The sequence below is a fragment of the Brevinematales bacterium genome (genome assembly GCA_026415355.1).
In the GTDB taxonomy this organism is placed as follows: Bacteria; Spirochaetota; Brevinematia; order DTOW01; family DTOW01; genus SKYB106.
Genome location: JAOAHF010000001.1, coordinates 20,602 through 45,552, shown reverse-complemented (window position 1 = coordinate 45,552; position 24,951 = coordinate 20,602). Strand labels below are relative to the sequence as shown.

Below are 24,951 nucleotides of genomic sequence, written 5' to 3'. Positions count from 1 at the left end.
TATGGATAAACACATGATATCTTCATCATCTTTACCTAAGATAAATGCTTCCAAAGCAGCACTCGAGTATATAAAAAACGGGATGATTGTTGGCCTAGGTAGCGGTACTACAGTTCAAGAATTCATTAAACTCTTGGGAGAAAGAGTAAGAGACGGTCTTGATGTAGTATGTGTCACAACATCTTATGCTTCTAGAATGCTCGCTATACAAAACGGTATCTTAGTTACAGATACAGATGCAGTTGATAGAATAGATATAGCAATAGATGGAGCAGATAAAGCAAATAAACAAGCACTCCTTAAAGGCGGAGGTGGAGCATTAACAAGAGAAAAGATAATTGACTACAACGCAAACGAGTTTATAGTGATAGTTGATGAAACTAAAATAGTTGACGGTGTACTAGAAGGTATTGTAAACATGGAAGTTTTACCATTCGCAGCACCAATAGTTATGAGAGAGTTGAAAGACTATAACCCCGTACTAAGAGTTGGTAAAGGTAAGCTAGGTCCTGTAGTAAGTGACAACGGAAACTTCTTACTTGAATGCTATATGAAACTTGAAAACCCCAGAGAAACTGAAAAATGGCTTAAGAGTATACCTGGTATAATTGAAAACGGTATATTCACAAAATTTTCTACTATAATAGTCGGTACAGAAACAGGTTGGTATAGATTCATATAGACTTGATTAAACAATCCCACTTCTTTATATTATTAACTATGGTTAAAGTAGGTATAGTTTCAGGAAGTGTAGTACTCTCAAGGGTTATAGGTATTGTTTTAATATCAAAAGGATATTATGTCAACCACATATTCCCTGATAGCATTGACAATAATAAAAATTTTGACGTTTTTATTTTAGACTTTGACGGAATTAAAAAACTTAACTCTTACAATATTTCTGAAATAATTGATAAAATAACCTTATTAAAAAAACATTTAATCTTAATAACCTCTGAGAAAGAAATATCAAAATTAAAAGAATTCCTATCAAAAGGAATAATAGGTATAGTTGACAGTTCTCTAAAAACAGAAGATATATCCGAAAGAATCTATGAAATATTACAAACACTACCTTTAGTAGATGATGATAAGAGAAAACACTACAGAGTAAAAGTTGATTACGGTATCTTGAAAGTAGAAATCTTGCCTAATAAAATCATTGAAGGTAAGATATTTGATATAAGTGCAGGTGGAGTAAGTGCCAACTTTAGTACAGAAGAAGAGGCAAATATGTTTATAAATAATAAATCATACCCCTGTGAGGTGATATTCGGCAACATAGTCATAAAAACAAAGATATTCCTGGTAAGAAGAGATAGATTGTTCTGCGGATTTAAGTTTTTCGGTCTTGACTATAAACAGCTCATAAGACTTTCGGAATTTATTTACCACAGCATAATAGAAGCAACATATAGCAACCAAGTTTTATCAAATAGTTTTAGACAGTAAGAGCAGGTGTGGTTATGGGAAGAGATATAGAGTTTTTCAAAATGTTTCTAGGAATGGGAAATTATAACGTTGTCAGACCTAACGTACACTGGATACCTCATACTGACATATACGAATTCATAGATAAGTTTATCATTATCGTAGAAATTCCTGGAGTCGACAAAAATGATGTTGACATAACTCTAAAAGATGGTTTTTTAAGGATATCTGGAGTACGAAAAGAAATACACAACGAAAACAGAGTTAAAATACACCAAATGGAAATAAGCTATGGATATTTCGAAAAATTAGTAGAAGTTGGAGACATAAATGAAAAAAATATAAAAGCAGACCTTAAAGATGGTCTTTTAGTTATAACAATAAAGAAAAGCTGAGGTTATGAATATGGATATTATAAATAGAATATTTGCTTTAAATAATCCTTATGATAACAGTGAAATAGACAACAACATAGGAAACCTTCTAGAGAATGATGAAAACCAAAACAAGTCAAACAAAAGTTATCCGAAAACTATCCCCATAGTACCACTGAGAAACATGGTTCTATTTCCAGGGATAGTAACTCCACTCTCTATAGGTAGAAAACGCTCATTAAATGCTATTGAAGAAGCACTTGTAAAGGATAAAATAGTAGGTTTTGTAACCCAGAAATCCAAAGATGTTGAAGATCCAAAAGCTGATGACATGTACACTGTTGGTGTTTTGGCAAATATATTCAAGGTATTCAGATCACCAGATGGTAGTATAAATGTTGTTGTTAGATCCGAAAAAAGGTTTAAAATAGTTGAAATAGAAAGTTATGACCCATACATAAGAGCAAATGTTGAATACTTAGAGATGGAAATAACTAAAGATAACAATATCGAGGTTTACGTAAAGACTATAAAAGACATGGCAATATCTCTTATTCATCTCGTACCTGAGACCCCACCTGACGCAGAAATGATTATACAAAACATTGATCAACCTGACATACTAGCATATTTTGTAGCCTCAGGAGTAAACGCAACAATAGAAGAAAAACAAAAAATGCTAGAAGAAAACTCGTTGAAAGAATTACTAAAATCAATAGTAAACCACCTAGGTAGAGATTTGGAGTTAGCCAAAATCAGCAAAGAGATACAAGAAAAAGTAAAAAGTGATGTAGAAAAGGCACAAAAAGAGTATTTCTTAAGACAACAACTAAAAACAATCCAAAAAGAACTCGGTGAACTTAGTGATCAAGAAAAAGACATTCAAGAGTTAAGAAACAAACTAGAAAAGAAAAAGATGAGTGAAGAAGCCAAGAAAGTTGCTACTGAACAAATAGATAGACTTTCAAAAATACCGGTAATGTCGCCAGAATACACTGTAACTAGAAACTACGTCGATTTAATACTTGATTTACCTTGGAACGAATATACAGAAGACAACCTTGACATAAGTTATGCCGAGAAAGTATTAAACGAAGATCACTATGACCTTGAAAAGGTAAAGAAACGAATACTTGAATATCTATCGGTTATGAAACTTAAGGGTGGTAGTGTCAAAGGACCTATACTATGCTTCTACGGTCCACCAGGTGTCGGTAAAACCTCTTTAGGTAGATCAATAGCCAAAGCATTAGGTAGAAAATTTATAAGAATCTCGCTAGGTGGAGTTAGAGACGAAGCTGAAATAAGAGGACATAGGAGAACCTATGTGGGAGCTCTACCAGGTAGAATAATACAAGGCCTAAAGAAAGCAGGATCTTCAAATCCTGTTTTCATGCTTGATGAAATAGACAAATTAGCTTCCGACTTTAGAGGTGATCCAGCATCAGCATTACTTGAAGTACTCGATCCTGAGCAGAATAACGCTTTTAGCGATCATTATCTAGAGATACCTTACGACCTATCAAGGGTTTTGTTTATAACAACAGCAAATTCACTTAACACTATACCATGGCCACTACTGGATAGAATGGAAGTTATAAATATACCAGGATATACTGAACATGAAAAGAAAATGATAGCAATTAACTATATAATACCTAGACAACAAAAGGAAAACGGCTTAGAAGAATACAAAATCACCATAACCGACAAAGGATTAGGAAAAGTTATAAATGACTATACAAAAGAAGCAGGGGTAAGAGAACTCGAGAGAAATATTGGATCAATAATGAGATCAATCGCAACAGAAATAGTTAAAAACAACAATACGTACTCAAAAGACCAAGAAATAATAATTGACGAACAAAAAGTAAGAGAATATTTAGGAGCAGAGAAATTTATACCTGAAATAAATGATATGACAGAAAAGCCAGGAGTTGCTATAGGGCTTGCCTGGACCCCTGTAGGTGGAGAAATACTGTTCATAGAAAGTATAGCAATGAAAGGTAGAGGAAATTTAATACTTACAGGATCACTTGGAAACGTTATGAAAGAATCTGCATCAATAGCATTTAGCTACATCAAATCCAATGCCCAAAATCTTGGTATTCCCACATATATATTTAAAGAATACGATTTACATATCCACATACCCTCAGGTGCTATACCTAAAGATGGCCCTTCGGCTGGTATAACACTACTCGTATCAATTGTATCATTGTTAACTCAAAAACGTGTAAAAGACAATATTGCCATGACAGGCGAATTGTCTTTAAGAGGATTAATCTTACCGGTAGGTGGTATAAGAGAAAAAATACTAGCAGCTAAAAGATATGGCATTAGAAAAGTTATCATCCCTGAAAAAAACATAAAAGATCTCGATGAAATACCAGAAGAGCAGAAAAAAGACCTTGAAATAATACCAGTAAAAAATGTGAACGACGTACTCAATATTGCATTGGAAGAAAAGCCTGTAAACGACATAAGCAAAGTATTTGAAAAATCAGCTTCCGAAGATAAGCAAATTAAAAAACAAAAAGCAGGTAAAGTTAAAGTTATTTCGGATTAAACAGTTTTTTATACTCTCCATATCCTTCTTTTTCTAGATCCTCAACGGGTATAAACCTTAATGCACAAGAATTTACACAATATCGCAAACCCGTAGGATAAGGTCCATCATCAAAAACATGTCCTAAATGCGAGTTTCCATGTTTACTTCTTATCTCAACTCTAATCATACCATAACTGGTATCAATATGATATGTAATATTACCTTCTTCAAGCGGCTTGTAGAAACTAGGCCACCCAGTCCCCGAATCAAACTTATGTACCGAAGCAAAAAGCGGCTCTCCCGACACTACATCAACATATATACCTTCACTTTTATTATTCCAATACTTATTCCTAAAGGGTAATTCAGTACGACATTCTTGAGTAACCATGTACTCTTCATCATTCAACTTAGACAAATCTTTCTTTAAAAATCTAGGATCTAATTTAAGTTTTGGTTTCTTAAAAAGATTTGAATATTGCCAATGCGTCTTTATAAACTTTTCTCTTCCAGAAAAATACTTGTACATACAGTATCTTATAGGATTATCTCTTGAAAAATTTTGATGATAATCTTCAGCTGGATAAAAGTTCTTGAAAGGTAATATTTCAGTAACAACAGGTTTTCTAAAAATATTAGAATTTTCTATCATTTCTCTTGTCTTTATTGCCAACTCCTTTTGATGTTCATTATGGTAAAATATTGCAGTTCTGTATTGCTCACCTCTATCAGAAAATTGGCCACCACTATCAGTTGGATCTATGTTCATCCAAAAAACTCCCAAGATCTCTTCGTAAGAGACAACATCACTATCAAAAGCTATCTGAACCACTTCTCTATGTCCAGTTTTACCTGTACAGACATCTTCGTAAGTTGGATATTCAAAATCTCCTCCCGAATACCCAGAAACAACACTTATAACTCCTTCAATATCTCTAAATACATCCTCTAAACACCAAAAACACCCACCAGCAAGGGTAGCAATTTCTTTATTCATATAGCCCTCAATAATAATATACTATAGAAATTTAAACTAATAGAGTCAAATTTGTCGACAATAGATAAAGTAAAATCTGTATAAAACCATTAAGACAATAACTCAAAGCTACTATTGTATTTAAAATACTTCTGCAAAATTACTGAAATCAAAAATTGCCAGCGAAGTGTTTTATAAGTATAATATACTTATGAAACTTGGCTGCGGGAAATACGAATATTTTTCATTTCTACAGAACATAGAAAATCCATCAGATGAATTCTTAAAGCACATCAACGAGTGTAGTGATTGCACGGATAGTTTTGTTGAAACAAAAATGGCAATCATGAAGATGGAGTTATCAAAATTTGAACCAATATCAAACGAACTAAGATACGGAAGAATATTACTTAGGCTCAAGGAAGGAATGCTAGAAATAATAGATGCTCTCAGTGGAACAAGATATGGAACAAGATTAGCATTTAGAGGTGAAACAATTTATCAAACAAAAAAAGAGATAGTATACGAATCAAACAAAATGAAAATATTTGTTGATTCATATGATGCTAATGAACTAATACTAAGCACTAGAATAAACAACTACGGAGAAATAACTATCCTTGACGAACACCATAACATTATAAGATCAACCAAAGGGAAAAGTGGTGTAGATATTAGGATAAAAAAAGGCAAATACATAGTAAAACATGAAGATGAAGAAATTATGTTAGAAGTACAAATGGAGGTGTAAGATGGGATTACCCACTGCTAGAAAATGGAGACCACAATCTTTTGATGAAGTAGTAGGACAAGATGAAACGGTAAAAGCTTTGAAAAGTGCTATCTCGATAGGCAAGATAGGTCAAGCATACTTATTTTCAGGACCTAGGGGCGTTGGGAAAACAACCCTAGCTAGAATCTTAGCAAAATCTTTAAATTGCGTTAATGGCCCAACTCCAACTCCTTGTGGTAAGTGCGAAAACTGCCTTGAGATAAAAGAAGGAACATCTATCGATGTAGTGGAAATAGATGGAGCATCTAACAGAAAAATAGACGATGTAAGAAATATACGAGAAGCAGTTAAATTTGTACCCGTAAAATCAAGATATAAGGTCTACATCATAGACGAAGTACATATGTTGACAGATGAAGCATTTAACGCACTACTAAAAACACTAGAAGAACCACCTCCACATACCATATTCATATTCGCAACAACAGAACCTTATAAAGTCAAATCCACCATAAGGTCAAGATGTCAGCACTTTATCCTAAAACCTTTAACAGTTGATCTCATATTCAAGCAACTCAAGAAGATATCAGAAGCAGAAGGGTACAAAATACCAGACAGTATATTAGTAAAAATAGCAAAAGCAGGTAACGGCTCAATGAGAGACTCAGAAAGTATATTCGATATGGTCATATCATATGTAGGTGAAAATATCTATAGTCCACAATCATTCCAAAATATTGACGGCGAAGAAATATCCAAACTTCTTGGAGTAATCGATACATCACATTTACAAGAAATAGTTGATTATATATCAAAAAAAGAACTATCAAAACTCCTTAGAAAAATAAACGATCTATCGTCCAAAGGATTCGATCTCAAAAAATTAGTAGAAGAACTAATAACATTCTTTAGAAATGTACTCATAGCAAAAGAATTTGGAATTGACAAAAGTCTTATAAAAGCACTTGATGAAGAAATAAAGATAATTGAAGCTTACAAAGATTCATTCCAAAAGGAAGACATTGTATTCATACAAAATACTCTCATAAGAACATACCAAGAGATGAAAACATCCATAAATGAACTTTTTCATCTAGAAAACTCTATGTTTAGAATTGTCAATCCTGATAATGTAATTACACTTTCAAAACTTTTGGAAGATGTCAGAAAAATAAGAGATCTCATAAAATCTAATTTTATTCATCAACAAAACACTGAAATGGCAAATACCTCAGGAATTGTTGATCCTGTTGATGCACTTATGGAAGAAATAGATACAACTCTGCCTACCGAAGAGTTAATAAAACAAATAATAGCAGAAAACTCGTTTGCTGGAGTAGAGAAAAAAATAAAACTAGAATTATCCGAAAATATCCTCAAGATAAAGACAAACAGTATCGTTAAAGACATGTTAGAAAAGGATATTGAAAAAATAAAACAAAAACTAAAATCCGCAATAGGTATTCAAGATGTCATAATAGATGCACAACAAACGGATCAAAAACTCTCTTCATCATCAACACAAAAACAAACACAAAAACCCCAAAATAACACTCTTGAAAATATGGTTCTTTCCTTCTTCAATGCAGAAGAAGTTAAAGTCTTTTCACAAGAACAGAAACCCAAATATCCCAAAAACAATAAAACAAAAGGGAGTTAAAAACCCCCTCAAAGCGAAACTAATCTTCAGTAGCCCAGAGTATTATACCAAAACTACCACCTAGTTGATTTCTCGTGAAGTCATCATAGAAAGCCATATCGTAAGACAATCTAATACCAAACCAACTAAACTTGAGATCAACACCCGCATTCATGATATAGTCTCGTCCTAATCTAAACTTTAGAGGCTCATTCACAAGTTGCCCCAAACCTACTCCAAAAGCACCAAACAGCGAGAATTGTTTAACTATTGGTATCCTCAAGACCATTTGCCCAAAACCAGAATACCTTAAATACGCAGATCTTAGCGAAACCTGATCAGAGTTAACATTATAATATCCACCAAATGAAAGACCAAGTATAGGCAAGAAAGAAACATGTATTTTTGTCCCTACTGGTATATTCATGTTTGTTGTATAAAAATCCATACCGTTAGGTATAAGTAAAGTACCAAAAAATTCAAGCCCTACACCAGTCCAAGCTCTCGTCATCCTAACCCACCAAGGCAATTCCTTCTTTTTCTTTTCTATTTCCTCTTGTAATTTAAGCCTTTTAGCTTTCTCTTCCTCTTCTCGTCCCTTCTCTTGCTCAAGTGTAACTATATCAGTTATAATCTGATCTTTTAGTTTAATAACGTATGGATTATCTTTAAATCTTGATCTATCTATAAAGTCTATTATCTCCTTGTACTTTCTGATTGCCAAATCATATTCCTTTAGATTTGCTAACCTTATAGCTTCTCTTATCATTGACTTTATATCAAATTCCTCTTCAAATATTTTCCCAATTAATTCCTCAAACCTCTCATTAAGCTTAGCTTCAAATCTCTTCATTTCATCTAAGTAATACAACCTTGATAACTTTATATCCTTTATCGCAGAAGACAATATATCAATAGCATTAGAATAGTTTTTCTTATTTTCAAGGTCATTAACCGTTATAATTGTTATTTCAACTTTGTTACTAAAAACTTCAATACCTAAAGGTATATAGTTTGACAAAATACTATCCCTCAAGAAGTTTGCTTCACTTTCAACCTCTTGGAAATCAACTTTAAATTCATCTATTGATTTAACAGTATCATCATAGATTCCTACCGCAGCAGACTTTTCACCCCTCAAAACTAACCTATTCGCTTGAGCTATGGCATTTGAAACTTTAGAATACAATACATTTAGCGCTATCTCTCTATATTTATCTCTGACTCTAGATCTTATCTGAGACTTACTATCATCCAAAAGTGTTGAAGCATCAACTTTTTTGAGAAAATTAGTTATAATCTTTATGCTCTCGTCAAATACACCAACTTTCGAGAAGGAATCTACTTTCGAAATAGTTTCGTCAGCTTCTTTAGAAAGAAGTATAAACTCAACTTTAGGTAAAACTTGTCTCTCTTTCGATAGGACGAAATTATATAGTTTCAGCAATTCTTGAGAATTATTAGTATACCCTGACAGGACTATTTGATCTTTTGCAACCTTAATCAAATTATACGCATCTAGGTAATTATCATTGGCTATTAAACTGTCAATAATAGAAATATTACTGTTTACCTGTTCCAAAACCTCAGTTTCACTTAACCCTGTAACCATTTGAAATGTCAAGGGTATTACGGTATCAATCTTATCTGGGAAAGAAACATTAGTATATATCGTTTTATAACCTCTCTTCAGAAGTTTCATAACAAAATTACCCAATTCAACATTCACAACCCCATCATTTTCACCATAATATTCATCATTCATATATATACTTACATTTTGAACAGGAAGGGTATTAATGAATAACTTAATCGGTGCCTCCTTCAGTTTATAAGACAAAGAGTTTTGGATGTTAGGTAGTATATAAAAGTTGGTCTTAATAGCTTTATAACCTTCTTTCTGGATGAATATAAATGATCTTCTCGCAGAGATACTCCTTAACAAAAGTCCATCTAATCCAGTCTTACCCATAACCCTACCATCTACCTTAACTACAGCATCTATGGGATCAGTAAGTATTAACAAATCTCCATAAAGAGGTGACAAATTCTGAACTATAGTATTTATTCTCGTCATTGAAGGTAAAACTGAAAAACTCGAATTGTTAAAACCAAACTCTTGAGCTAGTATATCAACTCTTGATTCTCGACCTTGCTCAAGTCTCAATGTATATGGAACAACTCCAACATTCTTACCTTGATACGATACTACAACTTCTCTACTTTGAGGAGTAACTATAAACACTGGTACTTTCTTTGGCGTAAGAGAAACTCTCAACGTAACTTTTTCGTCAGATGTTATATTAACATTAGTTCTGAATGCTTCAAAACCATTCTTAAATACAGTTATCGTATGAATACCTTTGCCCAAACTTCTTGAGTAGCTACCTGTTGTTATCACACCTTCAAGCCTTCTATTTATAACAACAAATGCACCATTATCTGCTATAATATTAACACCTGCTCCAACTCTCTCAAGGTTCACAAAGTAGTAATTAAGCTGATTAGGTTTTACTTCTATTTGAACTGTTTTTAGTAATGTAGTAGGAGACTGCTGGAATATAACATTCTTTATACCTTCTGTAAGGTTTGTATACAAAGGAGTAGTACCAACAACATTACCTTCTGCTATTATCAAACTTACACCCTTTACATTAGCATCTATATACACACCACCAGATGGCACAGGACTATCGATCTTAACGGAAGGCACTAGGCTAAAACTAAGGTTGATATTACCACCAGCTGGTACAACTACATTCGTAACAATAGTTTGAAAACCCGAAGCAGACAATATAAGAGTATATTCACCTTCACTTATCGTATTTTTACCAGGTTTGAGTTGGATGTTATCAGGTCTAACTGTTATATTTAAATCCTTGGGAGATGGTTTTACCGAGATATTAACTGTTGCCGTCCTCTTAGGATCGTAGTAATAAAACTTCCAAGCGTTGAGTAAATCAACAATATTTTCTTTAACTTGTAGTAAAACAGTATCTCTATCCCTAAGTGTTGATATAGGTATATCAATATTCTTCCTGTTAATAACTTTACCTGTCTGATCAAGATACTGAATAACTACTTTTACAACATTACCTGAAACACTATACGAAGACACTATAACACCCTTTATATCCGATATAGCACGAGTTAGAGTTGAAATAGTTGTTGGATTGAGAGCAGTTATATTTATTTTAGGTAATGGTTTTGGTACACTTGGTTTACCTTTTACCATCACCACATTCGTATTAGTTGCGTTTATCAAGTCAACTATAGAATTATACCAATCTTGAGATGCCCTAACATCAATATAAGAAAAAGGCAAAACATCAGATAAATCATTAAGAGCATATGTGGTAAGAGTATTAACAAAGTCGGTATCTTCTGCTGATAAAGGAACTTTGCCCTTAATAGGAGATTCACTCACAATCAATACATTAGCAAATGAAACATATCCTAATCCCAAAACAAACAAAATTGCTACTAAAAAGATTAAATTTGTAACTGCTTTTACATCCTTCATATACCCTCCGAGTATCTTTTATTTTTAGAATATTATAAACATTTTCAAAGTTTTTTCAATAATTTATAATAAAATACCACGCTAACCATAAGCTTCCTTACCTACCTTTGCATCTACTAAAAGTATTTAAACTCATCAGTCATAGCTTTCATCACACTAAACCACCTCAAATACATAACCCAAGGCACATTAAAGCAGCTAACTTCATCAACATTTTTCCTTACATAAGTACTAAGTATCACTTTTCTTATGAAAAGCAAGTAAAATAACTAACATCATAAGTATCCAACTAAACATAAAACGTAACTTCTAACAAAATACTTTTCACATCTGTCTTTAGATGATTCAGAAAGGAACTTTTTTATGTTTAAAACAAAAATTATTAATTTTGAGTTCATTCCATACTACTAAAGATAAATAGCATTCCCAAACAAAAACTCCTAATATTTCCCTAATTAAAACAATCAAATGTAAGAAATACCATAGGTTAAATCCATATTTTTGATAGTAAAGATCAAATTAGGATAAAATCATAACTACTATGGAAGTTAAAGTAGAAAACTCAAGAGACGGCAACCCTATAATAAAGGTAAAACTTGATAGAAGAGAGATATATCTATCATCAAGGTATTCACCCCTAGGTGAAGCCGAAAAAGTATCAAAATCGATAAACATAAAAAATGACCTAATTTTACTCACAGGAATCGGTAATCCATACCTAGCTTATGAAATATCCAAAAACAACCCAGACAAAACTGTAATAGTTATAGAACCACTTAGAGAAATATACGAAACTGTTTTATCAAACCCTTATTTCAAAAGATTATTGAGTAACAGTAATATAAAAATAGAATTGGTAGAAACCACTGAAAAACTAAAATCATTACTCTCCGATATAAGATACTTTGACTATTATATAAATCCTCAATACAAATCCCTATTTGAAATACACATGTTTGAAAAGATTATCAATGAAACGATACATAATCTAGAGATAAACAGGAATACACTAATACGCTTTGGGAGACTATGGCTTAAGAATTTTATACTTTCTTTTGAGAATTCTGTAAAAGCCAAACCTGTTAAATTACTTTTTGGAACTTTTAATGAGTTTGATGTAGTAGTTGTAGGAGCAGGACCTTCACTCGATGAAAATAAAGATATCTTAAAAAACTTGTATAGAAACTCAATAATTATATCGGTTGACACCTCTTTTAGTTACCTTATTTCGATGGGTATAATACCAGATATAGTAGTATCAGTAGATCCTCAAATGAGAAATGTAATATACAACTTAATCAAGAAAAATTATACCAATACTTTATTTGTTGTAGACACTCTCTATCCTCCAATAATATACAAATTTATTCCCTATAATAACATATTCATGTTTAACTCACCCTTGAAAGTGTGGACATTACTCAAAGATAACTTTAATCTAGATAAAGGAGATATTCTAGTTGGCGGATCTGTAATATGTAGTTCAATCGACCTTGCTAACAAGCTAGGTGCAAAAAATATAATACTCATAGGGGGGGACTTCTGTTTCCCAAACTTAAGAATATACTCTAAAGGAAATTATTACGAACTCAGCAAGTTTATAACATCAAACATCTTCAATACTTACGATCCCTGGTACATACTCTCAAAATATCCACTAATATTAAGACTGTCAAAAACTAATACTCCTGTATTCACAGATCCCAGAATGTTAACTTTCAAAGAATGGATCGAAAAATACGTTACTACAAATAATATCAAACTAATCAATACATCAAGTAATGGACTTAAAATACAATCCGAAACATCTAGCAACATAAATACAAGCACAGAAATTAGTAACTTAATAGATAACAATAACATCAACTCGGAAATAAACAAACAATCATATTTCTCTTCTAGAAGGGAAAGAATAGAAAACATAAAGAGAAATCTAATATCAATAGATATAATTCAAGGTTATGAAAATGTGATAAGATTCATACACAGATCAATCAAAGAAGTATTTAACAAATACGAGGGAAATGGCATTTATGGTGTAGTTGACACTCTCACAAAAAATGAATTTTTGAAATATCTGTTTGAGATCGGATTACAAAACATTTTATTAAGGGAATACACCGAAAAAGAATTTCTCGCTAAACTCAATGAAGATATTTTATATGTAAAGAATTTATATGAGAGAACCTATTTTTGATATTTCGTTTGGATTGAAAATACCCTTATCTGTTATTATACCGGTTATAAGATCAGATGGAGTTACATCAAATGAAGGATTCCAAACTCTTGAATCTACTGGAGCTATTAGTTGCTGTCTAAAGTACTTAACTTCATCAGGTCTTCTTTCCTCTATTGGTATTTGATCTCCGCGTTCCAGATTAAAATCAATAGTAGTATATGGAGCAACAACATAGAATGGTATCCCAAAGTGTTTACAAATTACAGCCAAGTTGAATGTGCCTATCTTATTCGCTGTATCACCATTTTTTACAATCCTATCAGCACCTACGAGTGCTATATCTATTTTCTCACTAGCAAATAGAAATGATATCATACTATCCGTAATTAAGGTAGAAGGTACATTATTTTTCATAAGCTCATACATAGTAAGTCTTGCTCCTTGTAATAAGGGCCTTGTTTCAAGGGCATAAACATGCCTTACTTTACCACTCCAAAAGCCTTTATATATAACTCCAAGAGCAGTACCAATACCACCTGTAGCAAGCATACCAGTATTACATATTGTTATCACATTTGCATTAATTGGTAATACATTTTGCCCATTTTCAGCTATTCTCAAACAAAGCTTTTTATCTTCTTCGTGAATACCTTTAGCTTCTTTTTCCAAAAGTTTAAAAGCGGTATCAAAATCTTTTGAGCGTAATAACTCTAACTTTTTTTCAAGTCTATCCAGTATGTTAAATATATTATATGCTGTTGGTCTTGCTTGTCTCAAAGAGCCCAAGATATAATCAAGTTTACTCAACGTCTTATATTGTTTTAGTCCCACACAAACCCCATATCCCGCAGCAATAGCAATGAGTGGTGCACCTCTAACAACCATCTCTTTTATAGCATACACCACATCTTCAACAGTCCTACATTCAAAGTACTTTTCTTCTTCAGGCAAATACCTCTGATCAAGTAGCGTTAAAACTCCATCATGGTACCTAATGACTTCCATCTTACAAACCTCTTAATAATCTGGCAATTTCTTCTTTCAAAAGCCACAAAAAAATAGGAATTGACTTCAAAAAATTTCTCAAATCAACCAAAACCTGTAAAATTCCTCCAACCCCTGCTATTCCTTTAACGCCTCTACTTGAAAATATGATTGAAGATTCTTTTAAAAGTTTTTTATCACCATAAGTATCACTATCTTTCTTCAAAAACTTTACAAACTTAACAATGCTAGTACCTACTATTGTTAAATCAGGTAATATTTTTCTCATAGTTTCCATTTTTTCGCTCCTATTTTTATAGCCGAATATATTATATATACCTATTATGTTAAGACTAGAATCTCTTAAAGAAGACTTAATATTTTTCTTGAACTTTAATACAATTTTCTCATTTCTTTCTATTATCAATATTCTGTAGTGGTAATCTGATATACTCCTTATCAACTTAAACACAGTAGACGGCTCCCTGATAATAGCAGTAGGCTTTGAATTTAACAATCTTGAAACAATAAACTTTGAAAACTTTGTCGAAGGAACTATTATAGTATTCTCAGGCAAAGACTTATTAAAATCGTTATCAAAAATAAAACTGTACAACAAATTTGTATCAAGCAACAGTAGAGTAAAATTCTTTTTATCCAGGAGCTTCCTAAATACCATCTCTGATATTTCTTCTTCTGTTAAAAAACTGACATTCCTTAGCCAAGCATTACTTCTCATAACAACCTCTCAAATTTTATCAACATGCTTTTCACCTAAAAGTCCCTCTGGTTTGATTAGAAGAGTAATAATAAGAATCGAATAAACAATAACATCTTTGTACGCCGAAGATATATAGCTTTCAGCAAAAACTTCAAATATACCTATCAAAAATCCCCCGACAACTGCTCCTGGAATACTACCTATTCCACCAACAACTGCGGCAGTAAAAGCCTTAACACCAGGTATAAAACCCATATCATACCTTATCATTGAGTAATAGCTTCCGTAGAAGAATCCCCCTACGGCTCCTAAAAAAGCACCAATAAAGAAAACAAGAGATATAACAACATTCACATTTATACCCATTAAACTAGCAGTATTTCTATCTTGAGATGTTGCCCTTATAGCTATGCCAAACTTACTTCTAGATAAGAAGAGTGCTAAAACTAACATTAAAATTAAAGTTATACCAGTAATTATAAGGCCTTTGTATTCAAAACCAAGTAAACTACCCTTTGGAAACAGATCAGCAATTTGGCTATATGGTATTGCATAACTACTCACAAATATGAAAACGATATTCTGTAGTATGATAGAAACACTAATAGCGCTTATAAGTGGTGTAAGCCTAGGCGAATTCCTTAAAGGTCTGTAAGCAACTAGTTCTATAACCACCCCAACTACCCCAACAAGAATCGCTGCAACTACAACGGCTAAAGGTAGCACAACTCCAAACACAGCAGTAAGAGAAGACAATAGTATAAAAACTCCAAGAGATACATACGCACCTAACATAAAAATTTCACTGTGAGCAAAATTTATCATAAACAAAATTCCATAAACCATTGTATAACCTAACGCTATAAGAGCATATATACCCCCAAGTGTTACACCGTTAAAAAACTGAGATATCAAAAGGTCCAACATAGTTGTAGTAATTATTAATATACAAAATCGAAGATTTCTAACTAAAACAACACTAAATTGATCTAATTTTCAATCAGAAACCTAACACAAACATAAGAAATCATTTCTAGGGAAATTAACTTGAAATACATAGATATTTATTATATATTTTTATTCTGAATTGGGGAGGAATTGATGAGAAACACAATAAGAGAAAAATCTTATCTTATACCCATGGTTATTGAAAACACAGGTAAAGGTGAAAGAGCATATGATTTATATTCAAGGCTACTAAAAGACAGAATAATAATTCTGGGTTCAGAGATAACTGAAGATGTAGCTAATATAATAGTAGCAGAGCTTCTTTTTTTGGAAGCTGAAGATCCAGACAAGGACATACATTTCTATATAAACAGCCCCGGAGGACTTGTAACAGCTGGACTTGCCATATACGATACAATGCAATATATAAAACCTGACATAGTTACAATATGTGTAGGACAAGCAGCATCCATGGCAGCAGTATTACTTTCTGCAGGAACAAAAGGAAAAAGATTTGCTCTACCACACTCAAGAATTATGATACATCAGCCACTAGGAGGAGCTCAAGGACAAGCAACAGATATTGAAATTCAAGCTAAAGAAATCTTGAGAATGAGGGACTTATTAAACCAAATACTAGCCAAACATACAGGACAACCAATCGAAAGAGTCAAAAAAGATACTGACAGAGACTTCTATATGTCTCCCGAAGAAGCAAGAGAATATGGAATAATTGATGAAATACTAACAAAAAGAACATAATTAGGAGAAATGTATGAAGAAAGAATTACCTATAGATCTAACAAGCAGAATATTTAACTTAGGAAATGTACAATTAGTAAGCGTAGGATACGGAGGTATAAAAAATGTATCAACTGTTGCTTGGATAACTCCTGTAGAGAAAGAACCACCACTAGTGATGATATCTCTCGATAAATCTTCCTTTACCTTCGAACTAATAGATAAATCAGGTGAGTTTGCACTCAATACTCCAACAGCAGAAATACTCGACATCGTAAAAAAAGTAGGATCTGTATCAGGAAGAGATAGAGATAAATTCAAAGAGTTTAATATCCCATTTTCAAAAGGCAAGTATACTCAAGTGCCTATACTCGACAATTGTGTAGCTAATGTTGAATTTATAGTCAAATCTATAGTACCTATGCAAAAACACGCTATGATAATGGGTGAAGCAAGAAGAGCAATTGTTGAAGAAGATCTCTTTTCAGATCATTGGTTATTAGAAGAAAAAGATATCATACTTATACATCATGCAGGTGCTAACTATTTCTGTACTACCAGATTTTTGGTTGAAATAAAGAAATAGTCTAGTATAACTTTTTAATGATACTACCATCAACATAAAAATATTTAAGCCCTAAATGCCCATTACTAATCAGTAAGTTTATTTTACTTCTAACCTCACTTTTATCTACTCCTCGAAAAATACCAAATCCCCTACTCAAATACATATCCCCCTTGCCTATAAGCATATCAACAGCTTCTTCATACTTAATATACCTACCCGACAAGTATTTACATACATCATCTTCACAGTATTTAACACTTTTCAAACTAATTCTTGAGTGGAAATAGTTCTCCAAATAAAATTTTCTATCACCCTTAAAACCTAGAAAATTCAGAAAGTCCAAATAATAATCCCTATAAAATAGGGATCTTTTTATTCTCTTTAAGAATATCTCCTCATCCTTATCAGATATCAAAAAAGTATATCCCTTTGAAGTAATGTATATAGTATCAAAAATAAACTCTTGAATACTTTTAGGTAACCTTACGTAAATTACATTCTCAAACTCCAAATCCTTCAAAAAAACTTTAAACTCAAAAGGTATAACAAAAATACCTCCACATGATTTGTACTTAGTCAATAACACTTTCCTCAAATCAAAATCAGTATATTTCATAAAAAAACTTTTCTTACCACTCTGTGTAACAAAGTTGTATATAAAATTTGCTTGATCTAAATCCCTGCACACAATAAGTAAATCATCATATTTCCCCAAGTAATACTCAAGTATATCTAGTTTGCTATCACAATATCTAACATCGATTCCAAAGTTGAAATCTGTGATTACTCTTACACTTTTTGTTGATCCTTTTACTTCTCTTAAAAATTTCCTTATAGTTTTAACAGGCAAGGAGCAAGAAACAGTTATTACTTCCTTGAAAGTAGATGATTTTATAAAATCAAAGACTCCCCTAATACTACTACGAAATATAGGTGAAAATGGGTAAAAAAATTCAGGATCAAGTATAACTATCTTAAAGTTTTTAGCATCTTCTTTGAATTGAGTAAGATTTTTAGGAGTCAAAACTTTGAAAGGAAACGAAGTTAAATTTTCAGAAATCGAGCTAGGAGTTATAATAAGAGTAGGAGAGTTAAGATCAACTAACTCTCCTATTATTGATTTTCTAATCTCCGATGGTACTATATAATTCACAAGGAATATATTCTAGAGAAGGTGCTTCAACCTTTTTGCCTGTCCGTATGTTAACTCAACTTCTTTTTTAAGCCTTCTTTTCCTTCTCCTTGACTTATCAGAAAGAAGGTGTCTCATACCTGCTTGTCTTCTTAAGATTTTACCAGTACCTGTTATTTTAAACCTTTTTTGTGCTGAAGTATTCGGTTTATTGCCCTTAGGCATATTCTACCCCTTACTCAAAAAGATGCCCTTGGAAAGATTTTAAACCTTTGTATATAGCATTACTTCCTAAATCTTCTTCAATTCTTATCAACTGATTATACTTAGCAAGCCTATCAGTCCTTGACAAAGATCCGGTTTTTATTTGTCCTGAGTTCGTTGCAACTGCAAGATCAGCTATAGTAGTATCCTCTGTTTCACCTGATCTATGAGAAATTATGTAAGTATATCCTGCTTGTTTTGCTAGCTCTATAGCATCAAGAGTTTCAGTTAGAGTACCAATCTGATTAACCTTTATAAGTATTGAATTTGCTATACCCTTCAGTATACCTTCTCTTAATATCTTAGTGTTAGTAACAAACAAATCATCGCCCACCAATTGAACTTTTTTACCAATTCTATCTGTTAACATTTTCCATCCATCCCAATCGTGTTCCGACATACCATCCTCAATCGAAATTATAGGATAGCTCTTCACCCAATCTTCAAGCAGATCAACCATTTTTTCAGAAGTAAGCTCTTTACCTTCTCCTTTGAGTACATAAACTCTTCTAGATGTATCATACAACTCACTTGACGCTAGATCAAGTGCTAAATATACATCTTTTCCTGGCTTGTATCCTGCTTTTTCAATTGCTTCAATAATAACTTCAATTGCCTGTCTATTTGAAGAAAGATTAGGGGCAAAACCACCTTCATCACCTACCCCCGTAAACAATCCTTTTGAGGATAAAACCTTTTTCAGAGCATGAAATGTCTCAGCTGCTATCCTTATGGCTTCTCTGAAGGAAGGAGCATTAGTTGGAACAACCATGAATTCTTGAAAATCAACATTACTATCTGCATGTTTTCCACCATTGAGTACATTGCACATAGGAGTTGGTAAAACCTTAGCATTGGTACCACCTATATATCTATAAAGTGGTATTTCAAGAAGATTAGAAGCTGCTTTCGCTACTGCTAGGGAGACTCCCAATATTGCATTAGCACCTAGTTTTGATTTATTAGGAGTACCATCAAGCTCTATTAACCTTTTATCAATATCAACTTGCCTAAAGACACTCATACCAACAATTTCATTCTTTATCACTTCATTAACGTTCTTAACAGCATTCAAAACACCTTTTCCGAGATATCTACTCTTATCGTTATCTCTCAATTCAACTGCTTCATTTTCTCCAGTTGAAGCACCCGATGGAACTGCCGCTCTTCCAACAATACCACTATCAAGCACAATATCAACCTCAACAGTAGGATTACCCCTTGAATCAAGTATCTCTCTACCAATGACATCAACTATAACATCAGCCATGTAAACCTCCTCATAAATTATGAATTTTATTTTAAGACTTTCAAAAATCGTTTATCAAATTCCAAAAACATAAAATCAATACAGAGGTTACTTTTACAACCTTATCGATAACATTATTCTCAAAAAAGCTACCATTTTATGGGATAATATAGTGTAAGAAGTAGCTTGAAGAAAGAAGTAAAAGTAAAGTATAACCTACAACTTTTAGCCAAGGTAGGACATAGTAAGAATTGTGAGAAGAAGATTTGAGAATTTTTTGAATAATTTATATTTAGAATACTCTTTTGCAAAAAACACTAAACTTTTCTAAAAATTCCAGAAAACAAGAGTAGACCATCTAAATCAATTTCAACCGGAATTCCTCTACAACCTAGGTAAACTCAAGAACAAACACACACTTGGATAAGAACACAAAAATTTATCACAATTACAGAAACCAAATTCCTAAAAACGAATATTGCTCAAATAATCTAAGTTTTTGATGTATATGATAATATAAATTGCTGATCATCAGGTGCTATGAATGTAAACATAGTAGCAACCCACAATTTTCTTAGATTCTTCGTTGTATCTATCCTAAGTACCTTTGAAATAGTCTGAATACTTCTACCTTCTATATTTAGAAACATCCTAATTGAATCTCCAACTTTAATCAATTTACTTATTATACCGTCGACCTCAAATCTAACACCACCAGCACTTATGTCTATTACAGGAAACTGAAGTTCTCCTGTGTTCTTAAGAGAATTAATTTTATTCTTAACATAAGCTTCAGATACTACATCACCTAAAGCACTTATGTAAAGAACATCCTTTATAGAAAACATTCTACTTGAATTTCTACAAAATATAAAACCTATTATGTCATCTATAACCCTTATAGGAATACATAAAAAACTTTTAACATTCTGTTCCAGAAATGTTGCTCTCAGTTTCTTTATTTGTTCCAAAACCTTTTCATCATTCCAAGACATTTTCCTCATATAATCTCCATAGGTTATTATGTTAAACCCTTCATATGCAGTAATATAACTCTCTAGATTTGAAGTATCTTCAACTAGAAGGGGTTTTTTAAAGTACATGCTAACTAAAGCAGATGAAGGCAAAGTCATACCTCTTTTGTAAAACACGAAGTCATACTTCTCAGCAATACTCTCTATTTCTTTTAGAACCATACTCACTATAATCTTGAGATCAGGTACATCCTTATCAAGCTCATCTTTTATATTTTTAAGTTTATCGGGAATTTCATTTCTTTCAGAAACCATAGAGTAATCAATTGGCTTTATAAATGAAATACTAATAAATAGCTTACCATACACATTTTTTCTCGGAAACTTTCTTTTAGTCCATACATCTATTTTAGTTGGCATCATAAGAAGCAAGACATTGTCTCTCCTATTCAAAACTTCAGTTTTTATATGGTAAATTTTATTTTCAAAAGGCAACTCTAATTCTATAACAGGATCATTTACCTCTATCGGATTTTGGCAATAAACTTCAAAACTATAATCACCTACATATCTTATCGAAGCCTTTGTTTTTGTATTTTGATAAATCACCTCAATTACCGCATTTATTGTTCTCAATCTTTTCAAAAAAGCAGTTATTTTTTGACTTTCAAAGATACCCTCATCAAGCATCCTTTATCTCCAAAATTTTCGGGATAAAAATATCTTTCTGAAGTCTAACATCAAACTTAATATCATACGAATATATAATTATCACCCTTTTACCAACAAACTCTCTAATTGAATCTTCGTTAATTGTTGTGTTAAACCAATCACCACCTATTTTGACTTGGTAGGCATTATATAACTTTCTAAAGTCTTCTATAACAACTACATCCTCAATAATAGGTTTATACTCCTCGTTCATAGGTTCTATTGAATACAAAAGCCTTGAATAGTTTTTATAGAAGTAATTTATACTTATCCTAACCAAAGGAATTAGCTTATCGTAAAACTTTGTATAATCTATTCTCATAAACTCTTGTATGAAGTCACTTATTTTATCTTTCATTATAACAAAACCTGCTGCTTTTTTATGACCACCAAAATTTTCAAGATGAGATGAAAGCATTTTAATAATGGAAAACACATCTCCCTTATTAAACCTAGCAGATCCCGAAAAAACATCTCCATTTCCACCATTACTCATAACAACAATAGGATAATTAACTTCACTTGATATTCTAGTCGATATAAGACTTATAACCCCCTTGTCTATATCAGTTCCAACAAAAACTCTTTCGGACTTTATTTTCTCTGAAAAAACATTCATAAACTCAGATACCACCTTTTTCCTATGATCGTTTAATTTGCTTATCTCTGAAACAAGGCTTTCAATCTTTTTTAAATCCCCTTCTATAAGTAGCTCAATAATTCTCTTAGTCTGTCCCATCCTACCAGGAGTGTTTATAAACGGAACTAGTAACATAACTAAACTTCTATAAGTAACCGCATTATCACTCATAACCTTCGAAACTACATACTTAATACTGTCAATTTCAATTTTTGATATCCTTTCTACAGCATTCTTGATAAAAAATCTGTTGTAAGATATAAAAGGCATACTGTCAGATAAAACAGATAAACCAACTATTGGACTAAAGTTATCTATATAACTCTTTATACGAGTATTCCCCAATATGTGTAAGATGAATATAAGCTTAGAAAACCTTTGACCATAGACATAAAAGTTTGGTATCATATATCTTTCATAAAGGTTTTCTAGACTGCTAAACTTCACATTAAACTTTTCACATATTCTCCTAAGATATATAAATTGATAAGTTATTTCATTTAAGTTAGGTACAATTTTGAGAGTTCTACTCAAATGTTTTTCATCTATAAAAACAAAAATCTTCTTGGAAGAGTATTTTTTTATCTCCTGTGTGTCAAATATCCTAACTCTAGGAACAAAATTTATGATATCTACAATCTCAATCTTATCATCCACATCAAATATAAAACTCAACCTTACGTCTCCATACTCTTCATATATAAGCAATCCAAGTATCAAGAAAAATACAACACCAGTTCCAGACAAATACACACCTTCTTTTTTATCCACTTTAGGATTTATAACAGCATATGCATAATCGAATATATCCTTGTTGTGTAACTCGTGATGATCTGTTATTATTACATCTATACCCATTTTTTTCGCTTTTCTAATTGCATCAACAGCAGATATACCATTATCAACAGTTATAATTAAAGAAACTTTACCATAGTAGTCCTCAACATCTTCAGGCATAATACCATAAACATCGTTACCCTCCGGAACTTCGTAAAATATCTCTGAAACAGAACCTAACCTTTTCTTCAAGTCTTCTAAAAATTTCTTCAACATAAAAGTTGCTAAAACTCCATCAGCATCCTTATCTCCAAATATAAGTATATTTTCATTTTTGCGAATACTTTTGATTATTCTATCAACAGCTTTTGGCATATCTCTAAATTCAAAAGGCGAAAAGAAAGAAGAATAATAAGGATTGAGAGTATAATAAAGATCTTCATCACTAAGCTTTTCAAACATCTTATCAAGTAATTCAACAAAATCACTACTTAATAGATTCTTATCATTCAGAAATTTTCTTATTATGTCGATCCTGTATGAATTCATACACAAATTATAAATCAAACTCTACCCTTCTCTGGAAAAATGTCGCCAAAATATCCAAAATTATTACAAATCCAGCAAGAATTATCGGTACATCACAAGAAATATCACTCTATTTGAAAAATGGTTCAAATTTTATTAATATAATAAAACAAATTTAGACAAGGAGAAACAATATGGTAACCAAAGAAGATGTTATAACCACACTAAGACAAGTGCTAGACCCTGACTTAGGAGTAGATATTGTTAAGATGGGGATGGTAGGAAACATTGACATCAAAGAAGACGAGATAACATGTGAAATAGTATTAACAACACCTGCATGTCCTGTTAAATCAAAAATTGAAGAAGATGTTAACTATGTTTTAAAGGAAAGATTTGGAGATAAGTACAAAATTAGTGTTTCTATGAATAGTAAAGTTGTTAGAGCACCTGAAAACCCAACTTACAAGACTCCCGTAAATAGAATAATAAATCTTGAAAATATAAAAGATGTAAAAAATATAGTCGCAGTTTATAGCTGCAAAGGAGGTGTAGGTAAATCAACCGTTTCAGTTAATCTAGCACTTTCTCTAGCTAAGTATGGTTCTAAGGTAGGACTACTTGATCTCGATTTACATGGTCCTAACATACCTCTTATGCTAGGATTAGTAGGACAACCCAAAATAAGAAATTCCAAAATCATACCACCAGAAATATATGGAATTAAAGTTTTATCTGTAGGGTTACTTACAGACAACTCATCACCAATAATATGGAGAGGACCTATTCAAACTACTGCAGTAAAACAACTATTTGAAGATGTTGGCTGGGGAGAACTTGACTATCTAGTACTTGACCTACCGCCAGGAACAGGTGATATACAAATAACACTTTCTCAAAATATACCAATATCAGGAATTGTTATGGTTTCAACCCCACAATTAGTAGCTGTAATAGATACTGTCAAAGGAGTTAATATGTTTGAAAAGATGGGAGTACCAATACTAGGCATGGTTTTAAATATGGCATATTACGTTTGTTTAGATTGCGGAACCAAAAACTACATTTTTCCCAAAGCAGATATAAATAACTATCTCGACAACAAAAAACTTGAAATACTCTCAGAAATACCTCTAGATCCAAAAGTAGCAGAATATAGTGACAAGGGTACTCCAATAGTAATTGAAGACGAAAATCATTACGTATCAGGAATATACATGTCATTAGCTTCAAAAGTTGCCTCGTTATTAAGCACTCATTCCATAAAAAAGTCCCTTTCTTAACGCGAAATTAGACCTCACTTTTATT

Annotated in this window: 20 protein-coding genes; 10 read left to right on the top strand and 10 right to left on the bottom strand. The window is 32.2% G+C overall.

Going from position 1 to position 24,951, the window contains the following annotated elements; translation table 11 throughout:
* The first annotated feature begins 1 nt into the window (after window position 1).
* From rpiA to lon, 4 genes are read left to right on the top strand one after another with little or no spacing between them, the layout of a single operon-like run.
* Window positions 2-682 carry a ribose-5-phosphate isomerase RpiA gene (gene rpiA / locus N2712_00215; protein ID MCX8028408.1) on the top strand — a complete coding sequence of 227 codons (681 nt, stop codon included), beginning with the start codon at window positions 2-4 and terminating at the stop codon, window positions 680-682.
* Window positions 683-720: 38 nt separating this feature from the next.
* Complete coding sequence (locus N2712_00210) at window positions 721-1,452, top strand: hypothetical protein (protein ID MCX8028407.1); 732 nt, start codon at window positions 721-723, stop codon at window positions 1,450-1,452.
* A 14-nt stretch (window positions 1,453-1,466) separates the two neighbouring features.
* On the top strand, window positions 1,467-1,826 hold the full coding sequence (locus N2712_00205) for an Hsp20/alpha crystallin family protein (GenBank protein MCX8028406.1): 360 nt from the start codon (window positions 1,467-1,469) through the stop codon (window positions 1,824-1,826).
* A gap of 10 nt (window positions 1,827-1,836) precedes the next feature.
* Window positions 1,837-4,374 carry an endopeptidase La gene (gene lon, locus N2712_00200; GenBank protein MCX8028405.1) on the top strand — a complete coding sequence of 846 codons (2,538 nt, stop codon included), beginning with the start codon at window positions 1,837-1,839 and terminating at the stop codon, window positions 4,372-4,374.
* On the opposite strand, the gene msrA is transcribed toward lon, so the two are convergent.
* Window positions 4,361-5,353, bottom strand: a complete 993-nt coding sequence (msrA, locus tag N2712_00195; GenBank protein MCX8028404.1) for a peptide-methionine (S)-S-oxide reductase MsrA — start codon at window positions 5,351-5,353, stop codon at window positions 4,361-4,363. The genes lon and msrA overlap by 14 nt on opposite strands.
* A gap of 190 nt (window positions 5,354-5,543) precedes the next feature.
* Here msrA and N2712_00190 point away from each other — a divergent pair, with 190 nt between their 5' ends.
* Window positions 5,544-6,083, top strand: coding sequence for a hypothetical protein (locus N2712_00190; protein ID MCX8028403.1), 540 nt, complete (start codon window positions 5,544-5,546; stop codon window positions 6,081-6,083).
* Between the two features lies 1 nt (window position 6,084).
* Complete coding sequence (dnaX, locus tag N2712_00185; protein MCX8028402.1) at window positions 6,085-7,725, top strand: DNA polymerase III subunit gamma/tau; 1,641 nt, start codon at window positions 6,085-6,087, stop codon at window positions 7,723-7,725.
* Between the two features lie 19 nt (window positions 7,726-7,744).
* Here dnaX and N2712_00180 read toward each other — a convergent pair whose 3' ends face one another.
* Window positions 7,745-11,227 (bottom strand): PEGA domain-containing protein, encoded by a 3,483-nt coding sequence (locus tag N2712_00180; protein ID MCX8028401.1) that lies wholly within the window; start codon window positions 11,225-11,227, stop codon window positions 7,745-7,747.
* 541 nt (window positions 11,228-11,768) lie between these two features.
* Here N2712_00180 and N2712_00175 point away from each other — a divergent pair.
* Window positions 11,769-13,424, top strand: coding sequence for a DUF115 domain-containing protein (locus N2712_00175; GenBank protein MCX8028400.1), 1,656 nt, complete (start codon window positions 11,769-11,771; stop codon window positions 13,422-13,424).
* On the opposite strand, the gene mtnA is transcribed toward N2712_00175, so the two are convergent.
* The 3 genes from mtnA to N2712_00160 are packed head-to-tail and all read right to left on the bottom strand — an operon-like array spanning window position 13,401 to window position 16,038.
* Complete coding sequence (mtnA, locus tag N2712_00170) at window positions 13,401-14,411, bottom strand: S-methyl-5-thioribose-1-phosphate isomerase (GenBank protein ID MCX8028399.1); 1,011 nt, start codon at window positions 14,409-14,411, stop codon at window positions 13,401-13,403. The genes N2712_00175 and mtnA overlap by 24 nt on opposite strands.
* Before the next feature lies 1 nt (window position 14,412).
* Window positions 14,413-15,129, bottom strand: coding sequence for a hypothetical protein (locus N2712_00165; protein ID MCX8028398.1), 717 nt, complete (start codon window positions 15,127-15,129; stop codon window positions 14,413-14,415).
* A gap of 9 nt (window positions 15,130-15,138) precedes the next feature.
* On the bottom strand, window positions 15,139-16,038 hold the full coding sequence (locus N2712_00160) for a branched-chain amino acid ABC transporter permease (GenBank protein MCX8028397.1): 900 nt from the start codon (window positions 16,036-16,038) through the stop codon (window positions 15,139-15,141).
* A 174-nt stretch (window positions 16,039-16,212) separates the two neighbouring features.
* On the opposite strand from N2712_00160, the gene clpP reads away from it, so the two are divergent.
* Together clpP and N2712_00150 are read left to right on the top strand one after the other, a co-directional pair.
* On the top strand, window positions 16,213-16,821 hold the full coding sequence (gene clpP / locus N2712_00155; protein ID MCX8028396.1) for an ATP-dependent Clp endopeptidase proteolytic subunit ClpP: 609 nt from the start codon (window positions 16,213-16,215) through the stop codon (window positions 16,819-16,821).
* Between the two features lie 13 nt (window positions 16,822-16,834).
* The gene (locus N2712_00150) at window positions 16,835-17,386 is read left to right on the top strand and encodes a flavin reductase family protein (GenBank protein ID MCX8028395.1); all 552 of its coding nucleotides are present in this window, start codon (window positions 16,835-16,837) and stop codon (window positions 17,384-17,386) included.
* Window position 17,387: 1 nt separating this feature from the next.
* Here the strand turns inward: N2712_00150 and N2712_00145 are convergent, their stop codons facing one another.
* The 5 genes from N2712_00145 to N2712_00125 all read right to left on the bottom strand — a co-directional run bounded on the left by N2712_00145 (window position 17,388) and on the right by N2712_00125 (window position 23,664).
* Window positions 17,388-18,521, bottom strand: a complete 1,134-nt coding sequence (locus tag N2712_00145; GenBank protein ID MCX8028394.1) for a hypothetical protein — start codon at window positions 18,519-18,521, stop codon at window positions 17,388-17,390.
* Window positions 18,522-18,533: 12 nt separating this feature from the next.
* Window positions 18,534-18,725 carry a 50S ribosomal protein L35 gene (gene rpmI / locus N2712_00140; protein ID MCX8028393.1) on the bottom strand — a complete coding sequence of 64 codons (192 nt, stop codon included), beginning with the start codon at window positions 18,723-18,725 and terminating at the stop codon, window positions 18,534-18,536.
* 10 nt (window positions 18,726-18,735) lie between these two features.
* Window positions 18,736-20,034 (bottom strand): phosphopyruvate hydratase, encoded by a 1,299-nt coding sequence (eno, locus tag N2712_00135; GenBank protein MCX8028392.1) that lies wholly within the window; start codon window positions 20,032-20,034, stop codon window positions 18,736-18,738.
* A gap of 470 nt (window positions 20,035-20,504) precedes the next feature.
* Window positions 20,505-21,677, bottom strand: a complete 1,173-nt coding sequence (locus tag N2712_00130) for a DUF1577 domain-containing protein (GenBank protein ID MCX8028391.1) — start codon at window positions 21,675-21,677, stop codon at window positions 20,505-20,507.
* Entirely contained in the window at window positions 21,670-23,664 is a 1,995-nt protein-coding gene (locus N2712_00125; GenBank protein ID MCX8028390.1) for a DHH family phosphoesterase, read from the bottom strand. The genes N2712_00130 and N2712_00125 overlap by 8 nt, the downstream gene beginning before the upstream one ends.
* A gap of 173 nt (window positions 23,665-23,837) precedes the next feature.
* Here N2712_00125 and N2712_00120 point away from each other — a divergent pair, with 173 nt between their 5' ends.
* On the top strand, window positions 23,838-24,926 hold the full coding sequence (locus tag N2712_00120; GenBank protein ID MCX8028389.1) for an Mrp/NBP35 family ATP-binding protein: 1,089 nt from the start codon (window positions 23,838-23,840) through the stop codon (window positions 24,924-24,926).
* The last annotated feature ends 25 nt before the right edge of the window (window positions 24,927-24,951 follow it).